Origin of the sequence: Corynebacterium sp. UMB2355A (genome assembly GCF_033877495.1) — a bacterium.
GTDB classification, from domain to species: Bacteria; Actinomycetota; Actinomycetes; order Mycobacteriales; family Mycobacteriaceae; genus Corynebacterium; species Corynebacterium pseudogenitalium.
The window spans coordinates 2,270,030-2,288,308 of the sequence record NZ_CP138855.1; the positions used below are offsets into that span (position 1 = coordinate 2,270,030).

The window sequence follows — 18,279 nt, forward strand, 5'->3', positions numbered from 1 at the left end:
ACTACACAGTTGGTGCTGGCAAGAACATCAGCACCAACACGATGAACCACAAAAGGTTAAAGACACCAGCGAACGCGGAAGCCTTAGCTTTCGACTTTTCAAAGTTCGCGGTGACATCGGCTGGGTCGGCCTCGGCTGGCTCCAGCTCACCGAGTGTACCGACCATCTTGCGCTGGGTCGGGATGACCACGAAAAGCAGCAGTGCCCAGGCGATGACTGCCAACACGATAGAGGTGTGCAGGAAGTAGTTCGTCTTGTACGCAGCCCAGTCGCCGAAGAGGATGGCGACACCGAGCAGCGGAACGAGTGATGACGCGATGCCGTAAGTGCGCGAGATGCGGTACAGGATCGACGCGCGACCGGCAGCGGCCGCATCGCCCGCCTGTGCTTCGGCGGCCTGGCGCGGGAACATCGAGGTGGATACGACGATCGGGCCCAGCAGCAAGATGGCGGCTGCGACGTGAAGGAAAGTTAACAGAGTAGTCATAGGCAACCACTGTACTTGATACGTCCACCATCACCTAGGCGAATTGGTGGTAGGGAACATACCAATTCCAATAAGGTGGGCGGCGACGCCTCGCCATCCCTTGCATGCACGGCGCATTGTGCGAAGGTCATTGGTGGTTACGCGCAGGTCGTACATGTTTGCAACGCGTGCTAGCTGCCGTGCGTATGCGCATTGCTGCGGGATCGATGGAGGCATCCACTCGCTCGGTAGCATGTCTGACTTTTGTTGGTTCGCCTTGCTCGAGGTCACGATGAGGTTGTGGGGGTCATTCGCGAACCGGAGTCGCTGCTCATCGCTCCAGGCGAAAGCACCCATGTCCCATGCTGCGGAGAGGGGGAAGAGGTGGTCGAGCTCCACATCCTTAGGTCTGATGCGTTCGCGGGTGTACGGATCGATAACGTCAACCGGCTCCCACTGCCGGTGGGGAACGTTGCAATTAGGCTGCTCAAACGCGTACGCCATGGCATGCTCGCGAGTCGTACATCCGGTGGCATGGCGCTGCCAGCCTGGTCCGAAGTTGTCCCGCTCGTAGCCGATGATAGTAACGCGTTGGCGGGTCGTGGGGGCGTCGATACGCGAAAACCCCGTTGGAAACGGGGCGTACGCGATGGTCAGGATAAGTAGCAGAGTGAGGTAAACACGCACGTCTAGTTAGACGCGTGGGAGGCCCCTTCGGTTCCCGCAGTCGCCTTGAGCGCGTCAGCGAACGTTGCGTCCGGAGTGGTGAGCGCAAAGTTTGTCACTGCAAGAGCATGGTCAAACTCGTCTTCGACGCCCTGCTTCGGCTTGGTCAGCAAGGAGACAGCGACAAGCGCGATCGTCGCGAATGCGATACCCGGAACGATTTCGTAGATGATGCCGGACAGCGTGTCGGAGGAGCCCCACACGAATACCGTGATTGCACCGACGATCATGCCAGCGATGGCGCCCGGGGCAGTGAGACGACGCCAGTACAACGATGCAATTACAACGGGACCGAAGCTTGCGCCGAAGCCTGCCCACGCGAACGCGACCAGGCCCAGGATCGTGTCCGATGGGTTGATTGCCAGCACCATCGCGACCGCTGCAACCAAGACCACCATCGTGCGCGAGAGCACCAGCAGCGCCGTCTGGCTCGGACGCTGCTTCGCCACGGCCCGATAGATGTCTTCAATAAGCGCGGAGGAGGTGATCAATAGTTGGGAGGACATTGTGGACATAATCGCCGCGAGCACCGCTGTAAGGACGATACCTGCAATGAGTGGGTGGAAGAGGATGCGGGCTAGGTCCAAGAAGATGGTTTCGAAGCCGCTTTGGTCAGTGACACTGTGCGGTGTTTCGGCGAAGAAGGCCGTCGATACGAGCGCGGTGAACACCGCACCTGCAAAGCAGATGGTGACCCAGCTGATTCCGGTCCGGCGTGCGCTGGCTGCCTCAGCCGGGGAGCGCAGCGCCATGAAGCGGGTAACAATATGTGGCTGTCCCAGGTAGCCGAAGCCCCACGCCAAGTTGCCGATGATGGTTGCCAACGAGACACCGGCGATCATGTTGAAGTAGTCCGGGTTGCCGGCCTCCCACGGGCCGTAGGCGTTGTGGGAAGCGAACGAGAAGATATCAGAGGGGGTATCGAGCGAGATCAGTGCCATCAGTGGCACCGTGACCAGCGCCAAGAACATCAAGACCCCTTGGACAACGTCGGTATAGCTCACAGCGAGGAAGCCGCCGATGAACGTGTACAGCACAGTAATCGAACCGACGATGAGTACGCCTGTGAGGTAGTCACCGTGGAAAGTGGATTCGAAGTAACGGCCACCCGAGACCATGCCTGACGAAACGTAGAACGTGAAGAAGAAAATAATGATCACGGCGGCGACGAACCGCAGGACGTGTGAGGAGTCACGGGTGCGGTTCTCGAAGAAGGACGGCAAGGTAATCGAGTTATTTGATACTTCCGTATAAGCGCGGAGGCGTGGTGCGACAAACTTCCAGTTCGCCCACGACCCGGCCAAGAGTCCAATAACGATCCACAGCTCGCTCATGCCGGAAACGAACAATGCGCCCGGCAGCCCCATCAGCAGCCAGCCCGACATATCTGATGCGCCCGCGGATAGGCCTGCTACGAATGGGTGCAGTCCACGGTCGCCAAGAACGTAGTCGTCATACTTGCTCGTCTGGATCCACGAATAAAACCCGATGGCAACCATGACACCGAAATACAACACAATGGCAAGGACAAGCCAGAAGCTATCGGCCATGTTTGCCTCCCTAAAGCAATAGAAAAAATAAGCGAGTAGAGTTTTAAAGATTACCGTTAGAACCGTAGTCGATGTAGCGAAATCAAGGATGGTATAAGGGTGGGCTTGCCAAAATTCCTTCTTCACGGGCTGTGGCTGCCAGATTCTGGTTTGCAGGTCTGGGTCGAGCAGGTGGCTGGCCATAAAATCATCACACTCGACGAAGTGCCGAAGGGGACCTTCCCCGAACCAGTCCACACACTGCTCGAAGGGGTCAAGTTCCGCCACCGCGGCAAGGTCATGTTGCGCACGCCGAAAGGCAAACTATTGCGGCTCCGGGTGCCGACGGCAGCATTCGCCCCCGATGAGGCAGTACAGTTTCTACGAGCAATGTCCTTCCTCCTGGACCCAGACGTTCCGGCACCGGAAGGGCTCACGGAGCAACAGCGGGCGTCGGTAGCCCCGGATCTTTTGTGGCTCATCCAGATGTTTCTCGGGCTTGAGCGGTTTGTACAGGCTGGCAGGGTATCGATTCACGTGCCGTCTCAGGACTTTCAGTGGTTCGCGCAGTGGCAGCTCGGCACCGGGGTGGAGGAACGCGGTTGGCTCGCGGACATGATTGCGGCTGCGCCGGGCGTACTTACGGAAAACAACAGAAGGCTCGACGAAGACTGCTCGCGCACATTTGTGCACTGGATCGCGTCTGCCCAGCTGCGTAACTCCCCTATGCTGCGCGGTGAGCGCCCGTTTCCGTGGCACGATTTTGTACAGTCGCTGCTTAACGGGACGCCGCTACGGCGAGGCTCTAGCGCGTTTTCGCGACAGATGAGCCAGTGGAACGGCTCAATCACTGCGACAAATTTCCAACTGGTGTTCATCGTGGAGCAGCCCGCAGACGCAGAAGATGGGGGCGATGAGGCGCTCACACAGTGGCCGATCCGGGTGAACGTGCGCTCCGGCGATGAATCGCCGCGGCCCATCCGGCTGTCGGAGTATGACGCCTATACGGTGCAGCAGCTCCACTCCGTGCTTCGCGACGCCATCAGGGTCTCCGACCTGATTGATCCATCGACGCACCGGCGTGCCGCGACAACGCCGGGCTCTGCGCTCGATGGCGACTGGGACGTGTACCTGTCCGCGGAAGAGATTGTGCAATTCGTGGAGACTGAGGTGAGCAAGCTTCGGCTTGCGAACTACGCGGTGATGCTGCCACGCGCCTGGACAACTGCGGAGACAACATCGAAGCTGCACCTTTCGGAAGCGAAGAACCCGTACGACGCAACAGCGGTGACCCGGCTTGGCTTCGGCCAGCTGGTCAATTACGACTGGCGCGTCAGCATCGGCGGCACTGAACTGACGGATGACGAAATGCAGCGGCTCGTCGAGTCGAAGTCTGGGCTGATCAAGTTGCGTGGCGAGTGGGTGCTCGCCGATACACAGCACCTCGAGCGCACGAAGCGGTACATGGAGAAACTCCACGGGACGGCGCTTGCGCGGGCCAAGCGTGAAGCAGAAGAAGCCCGGACGACTGCGCAGCTCGCAGCTGATGCGGGAGCAGATGACGCCGAAGCGCTCGCTGCCCGCGCTGACCAGCTCGAGGAGGAGTACCAGAAACTCGAAGCGTCAGAGGAACACGGCGCGGTGACCGCGGAGGAGCTGCGTCAGCTTGCGCTGGAGAGTGGGCCAGACTCGCCGCTTGAGTTCACTGGGTCCCGTTGGTTTACGTCTCTGGTCGGCGGAATGGACCGCCCGGCGCCGGAGCGCGTCGACATCCCAAGAACTGTGCATGCTGAGCTCCGCGAGTACCAGCGTCGTGGCGTGGATTGGCTCTACTACATGTCCCGCAACCACCTAGGTGCCGTGCTTGCCGATGACATGGGGCTCGGCAAGACGCTCCAGCTGCTCACCCTGCTTGCCGTCGAAGAGGAACGCGGGCAGCGCACCGGACCAACCCTCGTTGTTGCGCCGACCTCCGTGGTGGGCAACTGGGCACGCGAAGCTGCGAAGTTCGTGCCACACCTTTCTATATATGTCCACCACGGCAGTGCCCGGTACAAGGGAGAGGAACTGCGCGAGGCTCTCAAGAAGCATGACATCACCATCACCTCCTATGGGATCGCATCGCGCGATGTGATCGACTTGTCTTTGATCGAGTGGGACCATGTGGTGCTCGACGAAGCTCAGGCGATTAAGAATGCGGGGACGAGGGCGTCGAAAAGCGTGCGAGCGCTGCCAGCTCGCCACCGTATCGCGCTGACAGGCACCCCGATTGAAAACAAGCTCTCTGAACTGCGCAGCCTCCTCGACTTTGTGAACCCCGGCATCCTCGGCTCGCAGTCCTTCTTCCGCAACCACTTCGCTCGGGCAATTGAGTCGCGCCGGGACGAGGGCCTCGCAGACGAGATGGGGGAGCGCCTGCAGCGCCTCACCGCGCCATTTATCCTGCGCAGGCTGAAGACAGACACCGCGATTATCGACGACCTGCCGGACAAGGCTGAGCATGTACTGACAGTGGACATGACTGCAGAGCAAGCGGCGCTGTACACCGCACTCGTTGACCGCATGCAGCGCGAACTGCAGGAACGCAAGGGTATGGCGCGTAAAGGCCTCGTGCTTGCCACGATCACTCGCATCAAGCAGATCTGCAACCACCCGGCTCACTTTCTGGGCGATGGATCACCAGTACTTGCCGACGGCCACCACAGGTCCGGCAAGGTCGCCCGCCTTGTGGAGCTGCTCAATGAAGCAGTGCGAACCGACCAACGAGTGTTGATCTTTACCCAGTACAAAGCGTTTGGTGACATCCTGCAGCCATACCTGAGCGACTACCTCGGCGAGCTCATCCCGTTCCTCCACGGCGGGGTAGGAAAGAGCGCGCGCGATGCTATGGTTGCGCACTTCCAGGAGCCGAACGGGCCGCGTGCGATGCTGCTGAGCCTCAAAGCAGGTGGTACCGGACTCAACCTGACTGCTGCATCGATGGTGATCCACCTTGACCGCTGGTGGAATCCCGCCGTGGAAAACCAGGCGACGGACCGTGCGTTCCGCATTGGCCAGAAGAAGGACGTCACCGTGTACAAGATGATTACGCGCGGAACCATGGAGGAGTCAATCCAGGACATCTTGGACGGCAAGATGCACCTCGCGGGCGCCGTGATCGGTGAAGGCGAGGGTTGGATCACGGAGCTCGACGCGGACGACCTTGCACAACTGATGAGCTACCGAGGCAACGGAGGCGAGCGCAACTTATGAGCACACAACGGCCACGCGAAGATAACGTCATCTACGCCAATTTTGGTGCACGGCGACGCTCGCCTGAGCAGAAGCAGGCGAAACAAGCAGCGGAGACTCGGTCGCGGTACAAAGACGTGCCCGCGACATGGAATGCAGCCGGCCGCGGAATCTGGGAAGCAGTAGTGCGCTACAGCGATGCCGGTCGTATTAAGCGGGGCATTGCGTACGCCAACGGTGGCCACGTCGCCGAGCTCTATCCGCGGTTGGGCGGGATTGATGCGGTTGTGACGGGCTCACAAATCGAGCCGTTCCACACTGTGATCGAGCTGCCACGTCGCACTGCTGCTGACATAGGCGGGCTGCTTGCTGAGATTGCCCATGATTCAGCCGCGCTGATGAAGGCACGCAACGGTGTATATACCGACGAGGCCTTAGACACACTGATCGCCAACGGGCCCGAAGAGTTCCGGCTGCACTGCAGCTGTCCTGACCCAGTCGTGGCCTGCAAACACATTGTGGCCGTGGGATACCAGGCCGCGCAGCGCATGAGTGAGCACCACGAGTTCATTCTCCAACTTCGGGATAGCTCGATTGCGCGACTGACCGGCATGGCGCCACCGACTGTGCAGCACGAGGCAGCGCAGCCTGACGCGCCGGGCGAAGTCACGGCGTCTACACCGCGCCCGCAGCCGGACTTTTGGGAAGGCGGCGCGTTACCTGATTTGCCTACCCCGAAAGTCGCTCCGATGATCGAAGATTCTGACATCACGATGTTGCACAAGGCGATGCAGACGATTTCCTTTACCAACATCGACCAGCTGCGGGCTGTCTCCGATATCGAAGATCTGTTCTACGCTCTGACTGAAACCGAAGACTAATGTCCGAGCCGTTTGGTAGTAGTGAGTATGTGAACACGTTTCGATTTATCCACTCCTCTGACCTGCAGCTTGGCATGACTCGGAAGTTTCTGCGCTCCGAAGCCCAATCGAGGTTTGACGACGCCCGCTTGCGCGCCGTTGAACGCCTCGGCCAAGTAGCCACGGAGCATGATGCAGACTGTATTGTGATCGCCGGTGATGTGTTTGAGCACAACGCGCTCGAACGGGAGACGCTTGGTCGAGCACTCGAGGTGCTGAAGCGCCTGCCAGTGCCGGTGTACTTGCTCCCGGGCAACCACGACCCGCTGGTGGCGGACTCCATTTTCCACGCCACCGATGACCTTGAGAATGTGCACGTGCTCGATTCCTTCGATCCCGTAGAGGTCGTCCCTGGCGTTGAGCTTGTCGGCGCGCCTCTCAAAGCCCGATACGCCTCTGAGGACCTCTGTGCCCGTGCCGTACGTGACTTGGAGCCGACGGATACGATTCGAGTCCTCGTTGGCCACGGCCAAGTAGACGGCTACGGCAAAGAACAGGCCGAAGCGCTCATCGATCTGGATTTGCTGGAGGAGAAGCTGGCCTCGGGGGTGATCGATTACGTCGCGTTGGGGGATACGCACTCCACGCAGTCACTCGGCACGAGTGGGCGCGTGTGGTTCTCGGGCAGCCCGGAAACAACCGATTTCCACGACTTTGCTATCGGTGGTCCTGGTGGTGGCGGCGAGGTCAACTCCGGCAATGCCCTCGTCGTCGAGATTGCGAAGTCCTCCGCAGACGATTGCACTGTGAACGTCGAGCCAGTTGAGACAGGAGCATGGACGTTTGAGGCACTGGACTGGGAGGTTAGTGACGAAGGGGACGTCGCAAAGATTGTGGATCAGCTTGAACGCTACGAGCACAAAGACCGCACGGTGGTGAAGTATTCGGTGCGTGGCACGCTTGGCCTTGCGGCGATGGCTACCTTTGAGCAGGCGATAGGGCGGCTTGAGCCGGTGTTTGCCGCGTTGTATGAGCGTGAGCGCCTCATGAGCTTGCACTTGGCGCCCAGCGATGAAGAGCTCGAAAACCTTCCGCTGAGCGGTTACGCGGCCGAGGCGATGCGGGACCTGATCTGCCAGGCTTCCGTGCAAGATGATGTCACAGGCTCTGCGACAGCCCGTGACGCAGTGAACCTTCTGTTCCGATTCTCCAAGGAAGTGAACTAGATGCGCATCCATTCGATCACCATTGAAAACTTCCGTGGTATTCAGCGATTAGAACTCCGAGACCTGCCAGATACCGGTGTGATCGTGATCCATGGCAACAACGAGGCGGGCAAATCCACCATCCTTGACGCGTTGACGACAGTGCTGAACGAGCGCCATACTGCCGGCGGGAAGAAGATTGGCGTGCTCACCCCGATCGGGAGGGACGTTTCGCCTGCGGTACGGCTTGAGGCGACGGTTGGCGATTACAGCTTCACCATTGCCAAACAGTGGGGGAAGGGGAAGTACTCGGAGCTCAACATCACCAGACCGCAGCTGCGCCAATACACCGGCCGCGAGGCTGACGACGAGCTTGCGCGGATCCTCGCGGAAAACCTTGACCAGGAGCTCGCCTCGACGCTCTTCCTGCGCCAGGGGCAGTTCGCAGCAGGGATCAGCGCAGCTGGCATCCCAAGTGTTGTGAGGACCCTTGACGGGGACGCTGGACGTAGCGCAGAGGAAGCCGCCTACGATGACACTGCGCTCATGCAGCGCATCAGCGACGAATACACAGCGTACTTCACACCCACAGGTCGCCCGCGTGGCGAATACGACAAGCTCCGGAAAGCAGCAGAAGAAGCGCAGCAACAGTACGAATCGCTGTTGCAGGAAAAGCGGAAGTTTGACAATGAAGTCGTAGAAGTTGAGCGCTTGCAGCAGCAAATGCAGCAGATCCAGGATGAGCTGCCGGAAGCACAGCGAGATCTTGAGTCCAGTCAAGCCGAGGCGAAGCGCGCCGAAGAGGTTGCCGCAAAACTTCAGGCTGCGCAAGCAGCTGTGAAATACGCAGAGCTCACGGCACAGCGCGCAGCGCAGGATGTGGAAAACAGGAAGAAGTTGGAGCAGCGCGTCGCACTGTTGGGTGAGCAGCAGGCAGCGCTCGAGCAGGAGAAGGGCGCCGCCCAGCAAGCCAGTGATGAAGAGGAAGCTACCATTGCGACACTCACCGAAACCGTGGAGCGGCGTCAAGCTGCACTGACGAATGCACGCGAGGAGGCACGCCGTGCCAGCGCTCTGCGTGAGTACTCGCTGTGCCAACAGGAACTCTCAGATCTGCAGGCAGTGCTTGACCAGGTTGACGGTGCGCAAGCCGAGTATCAAAAACTCGTTGCTGAGGCCCCTAGTCGTCCCGTCACCGACGCCGATGTGACTCGAGTGGAAGAAGCTGCGAGTGAAGTAAAGGTACAGCGCACCATCCGTGCAGCCTCGACCGCGAAACTGACCGTGCGTGCCGATGACGCCACCTTCGTGCACGACGACGCCCCCACACACGTCAAAGGCGAGCGCACTATCGAGCTTTTCGACGCCACCACCTTTGAATTCGGTGAGTTTCATCTGACCTACAGTGCTGGCGCCAGCGGCGCGAACCAGTACAGCGCGGTGGAAGATGCGGAGCGCGCGCTTGAGGAGCTACTCGCGGAGCTTGGTTGTGCTGACGTTACGGAGGCGCGAGCGAAGCGTGATGAGCATCGGACGTTTGCTCAACGCGTGGAGGAATCCAAGCGACGCAGGGAAGACATCCTCGCAGGCAGGGACTTGTCAGCGTTGCAGGAGCGTCACCTAAAGCTGCAGAAACTACACGCAGAGCACGCTGAGGCCTTGGGGGAAGACGTAGCTTTAAAGGAACTCGATGCTGCTGAGCACGAGGCCGCTGCTGCAGAGGCTGCTTTACAGAATGCCCAGCATGACGCGGAAGTGGCGGTGGCTGCGCTGGAGCCGCACCGGGAGCGAAAGGCCCGCCAGGCACTGCTTGTACTGGAGACCAAACTCGCAACGCACGAGGAAGCAGTACGTATCGCCGATGAAGAGTTGCGAACAGAACAGGAACATACAACGTCGGAAGACTTGGGCGAGGCACAAGCAACTGCTGAGGCTGGACTGCGCGCTGCGCGCACAAAACTTGAAGAGGTCACCACGGCGGCAAACGAGGCCAACGTGGACATGGCACAGGCGCTGCTCGAAAGCGCGCAAACCCGCGTCGTGAACTTGCAGGACCGCTACAATGCCGCCGATAGACGCGTTGCCGAGCTGAAAAGCTTTTTTGAAATGGCGACTGGTATTGCGGAAAAGGTCGACCGAGCCGAAGCGATGTTGGACGCAGCTGAGTCTGAGTACCGCCGTACCACCCGCCGTGCTGAGGCAACCAAGCTCTTGTATGACACGCTACAGCGCTACCGTGAAGAGGCGAATGCGCGCTACGCGGCGCCGTTCGCTGCTGCGCTGGAGGGCTACGCGGGGGCGCTGTTTGGCAGAGATGTGGAATTCGAGCTCGACGACCAACTGCAAATCACCCGCCGCAACGTTGCTGGTGTGTCCCTGCCGATCGAGGAGCTTTCTGGTGGCGCACAGGAGCAGCTCGCCTTGCTGACCCGTTTTGCCATTGCGGAGCTTGTCGCCCGTGATGGAACAGCACCGGTACCTGTGGTGATAGACGATGCACTCGGCGCGACGGACCCCCACCGGCTGCAACTGATGAACGCGCTGTTTAACAGGGTGGGCAAGCATGCTCAAGTGATTGTGCTGACGTGTTACCCCAACCGGTACGACGGCGTTGCCAGTAGCAACCGATACGAGATTGAGCAGCTAAAAACCAATTAATTAATGCTATGAAACTGTTTGGTTGATCTACTACAGTGGGGTGCATGTCTGACGCACCCCACTGGCTCAGCGACGCCGAGCAAGACCTGTGGCGGCTCATGCTTGCCACTGCGCGCAAAATTTCGCGCGCGCTCGACGACACACTCCAGGCAGACTCAAACTTGTCGACTTCGGAGTTCTCTGTGCTGGTCAGCCTTTCAGAAGTGGATGGGTACACGATGCGCTTGCGTGACTTATGCGGTGCACTGGAGTGGGACCGATCCCGAACATCGCACCAGGTCACCCGCATGGAGAAGCGCGGTTTGGTATCAAAGCAGAAGAGCCCGGGAGACGCCCGTGGCGTCTTGGTAGCGCTCACCGAGGACGGTCTACAGCGACTCGAGGCTGCAGCCCCGGGCCACGTTGAAAGCGTGCGACGCCTGGTGTTCGACCACCTTGATGACGCCGACATCCCAGCTTTGACCAGATTTTTTCAGGGTGTACTCGGTGCGCAAACCGGCCCTGGGCATAACAAGTAACGACTCTAGGAAAGCGAGGCGCCATGTCTTATCCGACGAACCAACCTCACTACCAACCGAACCCGGCACCGAAGCGGCTACAGCGTTCCATGGTGGACAAATACATCGGCGGGGTCTGTGGCGGCATCGCGGAGTACTTTGGACTCGACCCTGCGATTGTACGAATCGGCACGGTGTTGATTGGGCTCTGCACGGCGTTTGTGCCTTTGTTCATCCTGTATATAGTGGCCTGGATTGTGATTCCCCCGGAGTTTTAGCACGAAATTGCGTTCTGAAAGCGTAGGGGAGACGATTTCAGGTAAAATCAGTCAAAACCAACAAACCCCCGCTACCAGGAATTTCACCAGGTAGCGGGGGTTGAAAAATTGTGTCCCCGACAGGATTCGAACCTGCGACCTTCGGTACCGGAAACCGATGCTCTCATCCGCTGAGCTACGGAGACTCACTGCTTATTCACAAGCAATGACGCAATCTTAGCACCAGATATGCTGGGCACATAACTGGCCTAAGACTGCGGAAAGTAGCTGCTATTGGGCCTCCCAGTAGCCTGGTGCATCAGTGCGATCGGCCTTGCCGGTGCGCAGGTAGTTGATGACGGTGGCGTCGACAACTTTATTGCCGGTGCCGAAGTGCGCGTGGCCCGGGCCGTGAATCGTGACTACCTGGGTTCCCATTCTGCGGGCGAGTTGTCCGTGGCCTGAGTACGGCGTCTGGGGGTCACGGGTCGCGGACAGCTGCAATGGGCGAGTCTTTAATGCCGCCCCGTTGAGTGGCGCGATTCCGGTGACTGCGCCGGCGCCGTTGCAGTACCACCCTGAGCCGCGTGAAGCGTTGAAGAACGTAAACGGGTCTCCCGTGAGCTGTGACCATGCAAATGAGGGGAGCAGCGTTGGGTCGCCGGGGACAACGTTCTCATTGCACCACTGGGCAGCCTGCAGCTGCTCGACCGCCATCATCTGATCCACCGCCTGCTGAATCTCTTCCTTGGACGGCTGCTTCGATTCTTCAGCGGTCAGGGTGCCGTTTGTGGACCGTGCCAGGTAGTCCCACATCTTTGGGGTTGGAAGCATAGCGCGGGTCTCCTGCAGGAGCGGCGACTTAGCTTGTACAGCACCAGGGTTCAGCATGCGGCTGATGACGCCTTCACCTTCGACACGGGTTTTCCCGACTGCTGTCATGGCGTCCGCGCCAGCCTGCCCGGCGAACTCCAGGCCCGCTGGCAGATCGCCAACGCGTGCAGGCGGGGGAGTGACGGTGGGATTAGTTCCCGCTTGCGCGCTTACCTTGCGCGACCAGTACTGGTACGCCTTCAGGGGAGTGTTGCCCATGTGATACTTGGTGTCGTTGAGTGCTACCCACGCGAAGTATTCGTTGAGCGCCTTCTCGTACGCTGCTTGTTGGTCGGCGGCAATGCCGTTCCAGGAACGGGTTGGATCCATTGCGGAGTCAAGCACAACCTTGTCGGTGTGCTGGGGGAATAGCGTCGCGTATACGGAACCAAGGTACGTGCCGTAGGAGACACCGAGGATGGAAATCTGCTGGTAGCCCAGCGCGCGTCGAACTTCCTCCCAATCGCGCGCGGTGTTCTCCGTGGTGATGGTTTCGGGGTAGCCAGGCTTGTCGCCTTGGCAGGCCGAACGGTTGAAACCTCCTGCGTTGAAGAGACTGTCAGCAGTGAGCTTGGCTATCTGGCCAGGATCGTTCACATCGGGAATTGCGCACTCAAGTGCAGTCGAGCCGGGCAGGCCACGGGGTTGCACACCGATGATGTCCCACTCGTTGTTGAGTTCTTTCGGGAAATCAAGAATGTTGCCGGCTGCGTAAGCGTAGGCGTCGCCACCTGGGCCACCGGGGTTGGTAAACAGTGCGCCTCGGCGCGCTTGGGTTTTCGCTGGGACTCGTACGAATCCAATTTGAATCTTTTTGCCGTTCGGCTGGTTGTAGCGCATGGGGACGTCGATGTGTCCGCACTGCGCTGTTGAATCTTTGACTTCTTTCGGGCATTTGGTCCACTGCACAGCCGGTGCTGGCTGCGCAGTAGCAGGCGTTACGACGGCCATGCCAAGCAGTCCGAGCGCCGCAATTACTGAAGCTGTGGTGCGCATTGCATTCCTTCCGTTGGGGTGCGAAAAGACAAATCCCTACCGATGCGCTGATCGGTAGGGAATGTCGACGGTGTGTTTCTACTTCACAACCATCACGATCAGGTCGCGGGGCCCGTGGACGCCCTCGACACGAACAAGCTCGATATCTGAGGTCGCTGAACCACCAGAAATCATGGTAGCGGGTTTTTCCGGATCGATGCGAGCGATCATTTCCGGCACGCCGTAGACCACTGACTCTGGACGGACGATGACCACATGGCGATCGGGGACCAGTGACAGTGCACGGCGGCCGCACAGCTCGCCAGCTTCGAGCACGATCGAACCGGTCTGTGCTGAAGTGACGTGGGAATCCGTTACTGCGGCACCGATAGTGCCGAGCTCACGCGGATCGCTCGATGGGTCGTCTGGGCGGGCGCTGCCAGCAAACTCTTCGAACAGCGCGGTGTCGAGACCCGGGGCGTAAACAATCTCGGTTGCCTCGCGCTTCGCCAGAATATCGGCGATGTCTGCGGCAAGGGTCTCCTCCGTTGTCTCTACAACTGTGGCCTTGTAGTCCAGGAGACGATCGATGAGAATCTCGCGCAGCTGCTCGGGAGTGTGGTCGCTGGTGGTGCGGTACTCGCGCACAGGTTCGACGTGCTCTGGGGTATGGGAGAGCTTCTGTGCAGTGCGGATGCGGTCAAGAATCTCGCGCTTCGCGCTTTCATTTCGGGTGCTTGACATTGTTAGCCATCCTTCCTGACATTAGCTGGGATGCCTTCGCGACGGGCCTCAGCGAGGAGGTCCTTCGCCTCGTCCGTATTCCACCACTGGCGGAACGACCTCTTCGGCGGAACTGCTACGTCGCGGTAGTCGGTCCAGCCAGCAACGAAACCGGGCATCGAGGAAATCTCGCCCTTGAAACCGCCAAGTACGCGACCCAGCGCTACAACGTGCATTGCGGCGTTCCACAGTGCAGGCTTGCCCCACAGCAGGGAAATAGCGCCGAAGGCCGTGGATTCCAGGAAAGGCTTGTGCTCCTTTACCTTTTGGTGGCGAAGCTCAAGCAGGATGTCTGTGATCGGGATCTTCACTGGGCACACTTCGTTGCAGCGCCCACACAGGGAAGATGCGAACGGTAGCGACGCGTTCGGGTCCTCGGCGGACTCCATGCCGGTCAGCTGCGGCGTGATAATCGCGCCGATTGGGCCAGGGTACGTCGAGCCGTAGGAGTGGCCACCAGCGCGCTCGTAGACCGGGCACACGTTGAGACATGCGGAGCAGCGAATGCACTTCAGCGCCTCGCGGCCGATCTCATTCGACATCGCGTGGGTACGACCGTTGTCCAGGAGCACGATGTGGAAGTTCTGCGGGCCGTCGCCCTCAGTAACACCGGACCACAGCGAGGTGTACGGGTTCATGCGCTCACCGGTGGAGGAGCGTGGCAGCAACTGCAGGAAGACACCGAGGTCCTCGAACGATGGCAGGAGCTTTTCGATGCCCATCACTGAGATCAGTGTTTCCGGCAAGGTCAAGCACATGCGGCCATTGCCCTCGGACTCGACGATGGATACGGTACCGGTTTCCGCGATGCCGAAGTTGGCACCCGAGATCGCGACCTTCGCCTTCATGAACTGTTCGCGTAGGAAGGTTCGGGAGGCTTCGGCGAGCTCTGCCGGGTTGTTCGTCAGTGAGTCGTCGGTGTTTGGCATCTTATCCACGAAGATGTTTCGGATTTCTTCGCGGTTGCGGTGGATTGCGGGCACGAGAATGTGCGACGGGAAGTCCTCACCAAGCTGCACGATGAGCTCCGCAAGGTCAGTTTCCTGTGCATGGATGCCGCGCTTCTCCAGCTCTTCGTTGAGCGCGATCTCCTGCGTTGCCATCGACTTGATCTTGACAACCTCAGTCTCGCCTGTCTCCTCAATGAGCGAAGCGATGATGTCGTTGGCTTCCTTGGCGTCGCGCGCCCAGTGGACGTGGCCGCCACGCGCGGTGACGTTGCGCTCGAACTCCTCGAGCAGCTCAGGCATGCGAGCCGCAACATCCTGCTTGATGGTGGAGCCAGCGGTGCGAAGCTCCTGCCAGTCGTCGAGCTCGTCGACAACGTTTTGACGCTTTACACGAATAGCAGTGGTTGCGTAGTTGAGGTTACGACGCTTCGTAACGTTATCGAGTTCGTGGTGCGCAGCCTGTCCGAAGCGCTCCGAGCCACGCAGGTGGTTCGGTCCTTGCGCCACTGGGGGCATCGTTGGCTTGCCGAGTGCAACTTTCACAGCATTTTCTCCTTCGAATACGCAGCGGTCGTAGGCGTCCACGGGTGTTCCTTCGTGGATGCGAGAATCTCTGCAATATGCAGCGCGCGGATGCCGTTGTGCTGGCGGCTCATCGCGCCAGCGATGTTCATCAAGCACGAGGAGTCACCGGCAGTGACAAACTCCGCCTTTGACTCCTTGATGTGGCGCACCTTGTCGGAAACCATCGCCGCGGAAACCTCGGGCAGTTTCACCGAGAAGGTGCCGCCGAATCCGCAGCACTCTTCGACGTTCGGCAGGTCCACGAGCTCGATGCCTTCGACGGCTTCAAGCAACTTGTAAGGGCGGTCGCCGACCTTCAGGAAGCGGCGAGAGTGACAAGACTCGTGGTAAGTCACCCTGTGTGGGAAGAACGCGCCGAGGTTGGTCACGCCAGCGACGTCCACGATGAACTCGGTGAGCTCGTAGGTTTTATTCGCTGCTTGCGTAGCGCCGTCGACAAGTGCTTTGTTGCCGTATCGTTCGGCGAGGCGCACGTGCTGTTCGCGAACTGCGCCTGCGCAGGAGCCGGAGGGGGCCACGACATAGTCGATGGAAGGGTCGGCAAACGCATCGGCGTATGTCTGGATGATCGGCACAGCTTGTTCCTGGTAGCCCGTGTTGACGTGCATCTGGCCACAGCAGGTTTGGCCCTCAGGGAAGACTACTTCGTAGCCCAGACGAGAGAGAACAAGCGCTGAAGCCTTGTGCGCGTCAGGGAACAGGGCGTCACCGATACAAGTAGAAAACAGTGCTACTCGCAATGTGGACTCCTTTGTTGGTCGTGAACGATACAGATAATGGTAATACGTCTACGGTACAACAGTTGGGGCTAGAAAACTCAGTATGTTGGTTTGCAGGAACACAATTACGCACACTGCTACCAAGAATGCTGCCGAGAAGCCAGCGACCTTCTTAAAGAGTTCAGATTCTTTACCCTCCATATTCACAGCGGTTGCGGCAATAGCGAGCGACTGCGGCGAAATCATCTTGCCGACGACACCACCGGTCGTATTCGCCGCCAGCATCAGGTCTGGGTTCAGCCCCAACTTATTCGCCGCAGTCACTTGCAGATTGGCGAAGAGCGCGTTGGCGGAGGTGTCGGAGCCGGTTACTGCCACGCCGACCCAACCAAGCACTGGGGCAGCGAATGCGAATACGCCGCCCATGTTGGCGAAAAACTCGCCGATCGAAACGGTCTGGCCCGAGTAGTTCATGACGTAGGCCAACGCGAGCACCAACATGATAGTGGTGGATGACCAACGCATGCGCCAGAAAGTATCGACGAACTCACGTCCCACCTGTGCCCAGTTGAGCTGGTAGAGACCGTTTCCGTCAAAGATCATGTAGGCGATAGCGACGATGAGGCCAGAAATGACCAGGAGCGTGCCGGGGTTGTTGATGTAGGCGAAGGTGTAGTCGGTGTTGATTGGCTCACCCAGCTGGTTGAAGAGCAGTCCGCGCTCGATAACAGGCCATGTCAGGCTGATCTTGAACGAGCTCAGCCACTGCGGGATGGTTGTGCCCAGGTTCGCTAGACCGAAGACGACAACCACGACTGCGTACGGCATCAGCGCCATCCAGACTCGGGTGCCAGGCAGTTCAGTATTGTCCTCGTGCTCAGGCAAGCCGAGGCGTTCGCGGAGAGCGGCAGTAGTCGAAGGCTTCCAGAAGCGAAGCGCCACGAAGGCAGCCCCAAGGGCAACGATGCAGGCTACGACATCCGTGAGCTGGTAGGCGAAGTGGTTCGATGTCCACCACTGGGCAATGCCGAAGCTCAGCCCGATCGCCACCGCGATAGGCGCGGTTTCTTTGATGCCTCGCCAGCCGTCGATAATTGCTGCGATGATGAAAGGAACAAAGAATGCGAGCAGAGGGGTCTGGTGGCCAACGATCGCGGCGATGTTCTGCGTTTGCTCGAGGGTGCGGCCACCGACCTCGCCCGCGGTGGTAATGGGGATGGCGACGGCGCCGAATGCCACAGGCGCTGTATTTGCAATCAGGACTACCGTTGCGGCTTTCAAAGGTGGGATGCCGAGCGCCAGAATCATCGTCGCGGTAATCGCGACGGGTGCGCCGAATCCAGCGAGGGCCTCGAGTAGGCCACCGAAGCAGAACGCGATCAGCATTGCTTGGATGCGGACGTCGCCGCTGCCCATCTTGTCAAAGACCAGGCGAAGATCTTCAAAGCGACGCGATGCAACCGTAATTTGGTAAAACCAGATCGCGGTCAAGATCACCCACACGATTGGAAAGAGTCCGAACAATCCGCCGCGTAGTGCAGTCGCAAGTGCCATCTCGGTTGGCATGTTGAAGCCGAAAACGGCGACTGCAATAGCTGCGACCAGCGCTACTGCGCCGGATGTGTGCGCGCGGGCCTTGACCGCGAGCAGCATGAAGAAAAATGTGAGAAGGGGAATCGTGGAAACGAGCGCAGAAAGCCCGAGGCTTCCCCCTACTGCGTCGGTAATAATTTGAAACTTGTCCACTGAGACACTCCTTGGAGTCAGAGGGCTACACAAAATACCTCCCCAAAGTACTGTGGTGACATCTGCAATGAGAAAACCAAAAAGTATGCTAGGTCACACAAATGGATGAGGTCTGTAGAAGTTCAAGCTAGTAGCGTTTTCAGTACCTATGGTGGGGGTAGTCAAATGGGGGTCGCGCGGCATTTATGGGGGAATAGGGAGAATGTCCGGCACGTGAAT

The 18,279-nt window shown here is 59.2% G+C and carries 14 protein-coding genes and 1 tRNA gene; 6 read left to right on the forward strand and 9 right to left on the reverse strand.

Annotated elements, in window-relative coordinates:
* Position 1 precedes the first annotated feature (1 nt).
* From R0V12_RS10845 to putP, 3 genes are read right to left on the reverse strand one after another with little or no spacing between them, the layout of a single operon-like run.
* Entirely contained in the window at positions 2-487 is a 486-nt protein-coding gene (locus R0V12_RS10845) for a DUF2269 family protein (protein ID WP_070479480.1), read from the reverse strand.
* 30 nt (positions 488-517) lie between these two features.
* Positions 518-1,153, reverse strand: a complete 636-nt coding sequence (locus R0V12_RS10850; protein ID WP_070976274.1) for an HNH endonuclease family protein — start codon at positions 1,151-1,153, stop codon at positions 518-520.
* Positions 1,154-1,155: 2 nt separating this feature from the next.
* A complete protein-coding gene (gene putP, locus R0V12_RS10855) occupies positions 1,156-2,742 on the reverse strand; it encodes a sodium/proline symporter PutP (RefSeq protein WP_320072611.1) in 1,587 nt (528 codons plus the stop codon).
* Positions 2,743-2,847: 105 nt separating this feature from the next.
* On the opposite strand from putP, the gene R0V12_RS10860 reads away from it, so the two are divergent.
* The 6 genes from R0V12_RS10860 to R0V12_RS10885 all read left to right on the forward strand — a co-directional run bounded on the left by R0V12_RS10860 (position 2,848) and on the right by R0V12_RS10885 (position 11,450).
* On the forward strand, positions 2,848-5,973 hold the full coding sequence (locus R0V12_RS10860; RefSeq protein ID WP_320072612.1) for a DEAD/DEAH box helicase: 3,126 nt from the start codon (positions 2,848-2,850) through the stop codon (positions 5,971-5,973).
* On the forward strand, positions 5,970-6,833 hold the full coding sequence (locus R0V12_RS10865; protein ID WP_320072613.1) for a hypothetical protein: 864 nt from the start codon (positions 5,970-5,972) through the stop codon (positions 6,831-6,833). The genes R0V12_RS10860 and R0V12_RS10865 overlap by 4 nt, the downstream gene beginning before the upstream one ends.
* 74 nt (positions 6,834-6,907) lie before the next feature.
* Complete coding sequence (locus tag R0V12_RS10870) at positions 6,908-8,038, forward strand: metallophosphoesterase family protein (protein WP_240492721.1); 1,131 nt, start codon at positions 6,908-6,910, stop codon at positions 8,036-8,038.
* The gene (locus R0V12_RS10875; RefSeq protein WP_256041834.1) at positions 8,039-10,675 is read left to right on the forward strand and encodes an AAA family ATPase; all 2,637 of its coding nucleotides are present in this window, start codon (positions 8,039-8,041) and stop codon (positions 10,673-10,675) included.
* Positions 10,676-10,719: 44 nt separating this feature from the next.
* The gene (locus tag R0V12_RS10880; RefSeq protein ID WP_070362647.1) at positions 10,720-11,193 is read left to right on the forward strand and encodes a MarR family winged helix-turn-helix transcriptional regulator; all 474 of its coding nucleotides are present in this window, start codon (positions 10,720-10,722) and stop codon (positions 11,191-11,193) included.
* A gap of 23 nt (positions 11,194-11,216) precedes the next feature.
* On the forward strand, positions 11,217-11,450 hold the full coding sequence (locus R0V12_RS10885) for a PspC domain-containing protein (RefSeq protein WP_070362646.1): 234 nt from the start codon (positions 11,217-11,219) through the stop codon (positions 11,448-11,450).
* A 111-nt stretch (positions 11,451-11,561) separates the two neighbouring features.
* On the opposite strand, the gene R0V12_RS10890 is transcribed toward R0V12_RS10885, so the two are convergent.
* The 6 genes from R0V12_RS10890 to R0V12_RS10915 all read right to left on the reverse strand — a co-directional run bounded on the left by R0V12_RS10890 (position 11,562) and on the right by R0V12_RS10915 (position 18,060).
* Positions 11,562-11,635 (reverse strand) — tRNA-Arg (locus tag R0V12_RS10890).
* A gap of 85 nt (positions 11,636-11,720) precedes the next feature.
* On the reverse strand, positions 11,721-13,298 hold the full coding sequence (locus R0V12_RS10895) for an alpha/beta fold hydrolase (protein WP_256041835.1): 1,578 nt from the start codon (positions 13,296-13,298) through the stop codon (positions 11,721-11,723).
* Positions 13,299-13,376: 78 nt separating this feature from the next.
* The gene (locus R0V12_RS10900) at positions 13,377-14,021 is read right to left on the reverse strand and encodes a LutC/YkgG family protein (RefSeq protein ID WP_070479493.1); all 645 of its coding nucleotides are present in this window, start codon (positions 14,019-14,021) and stop codon (positions 13,377-13,379) included.
* A gap of 2 nt (positions 14,022-14,023) precedes the next feature.
* Entirely contained in the window at positions 14,024-15,553 is a 1,530-nt protein-coding gene (locus R0V12_RS10905) for a LutB/LldF family L-lactate oxidation iron-sulfur protein (RefSeq protein WP_320072614.1), read from the reverse strand.
* Positions 15,550-16,335: a (Fe-S)-binding protein gene (locus R0V12_RS10910; protein ID WP_071568621.1), complete on the reverse strand. Its 786-nt coding sequence runs from the start codon at positions 16,333-16,335 to the stop codon at positions 15,550-15,552. Before R0V12_RS10910 ends, R0V12_RS10905 begins: the two co-directional genes overlap by 4 nt.
* A gap of 48 nt (positions 16,336-16,383) precedes the next feature.
* Positions 16,384-18,060, reverse strand: coding sequence for an L-lactate permease (locus R0V12_RS10915; RefSeq protein ID WP_256041836.1), 1,677 nt, complete (start codon positions 18,058-18,060; stop codon positions 16,384-16,386).
* Between the last annotated feature and the right edge of the window lie 219 nt (positions 18,061-18,279).

What these genes read in the sequence shown, in the direction of transcription:
- R0V12_RS10895 (WP_256041835.1), bottom strand. Translation starts at nt 13,298, where the DNA reads ATGCGCACCACAGCTTCAGTAATTGCGGCGCTCGGACTGCTTGGCATG.
- R0V12_RS10880 (WP_070362647.1), top strand. Translation starts at nt 10,720, where the DNA reads ATGTCTGACGCACCCCACTGGCTCAGCGACGCCGAGCAAGACCTGTGG.
- R0V12_RS10845 (WP_070479480.1), bottom strand. Translation starts at nt 487, where the DNA reads ATGACTACTCTGTTAACTTTCCTTCACGTCGCAGCCGCCATCTTGCTG.
- R0V12_RS10900 (WP_070479493.1), bottom strand. Translation starts at nt 14,021, where the DNA reads ATGTCAAGCACCCGAAATGAAAGCGCGAAGCGCGAGATTCTTGACCGC.
- R0V12_RS10875 (WP_256041834.1), top strand. Translation starts at nt 8,039, where the DNA reads ATGCGCATCCATTCGATCACCATTGAAAACTTCCGTGGTATTCAGCGA.
- putP (WP_320072611.1), bottom strand. Translation starts at nt 2,742, where the DNA reads ATGGCCGATAGCTTCTGGCTTGTCCTTGCCATTGTGTTGTATTTCGGT.
- R0V12_RS10885 (WP_070362646.1), top strand. Translation starts at nt 11,217, where the DNA reads ATGTCTTATCCGACGAACCAACCTCACTACCAACCGAACCCGGCACCG.
- R0V12_RS10870 (WP_240492721.1), top strand. Translation starts at nt 6,908, where the DNA reads ATGACTCGGAAGTTTCTGCGCTCCGAAGCCCAATCGAGGTTTGACGAC.
- R0V12_RS10865 (WP_320072613.1), top strand. Translation starts at nt 5,970, where the DNA reads ATGAGCACACAACGGCCACGCGAAGATAACGTCATCTACGCCAATTTT.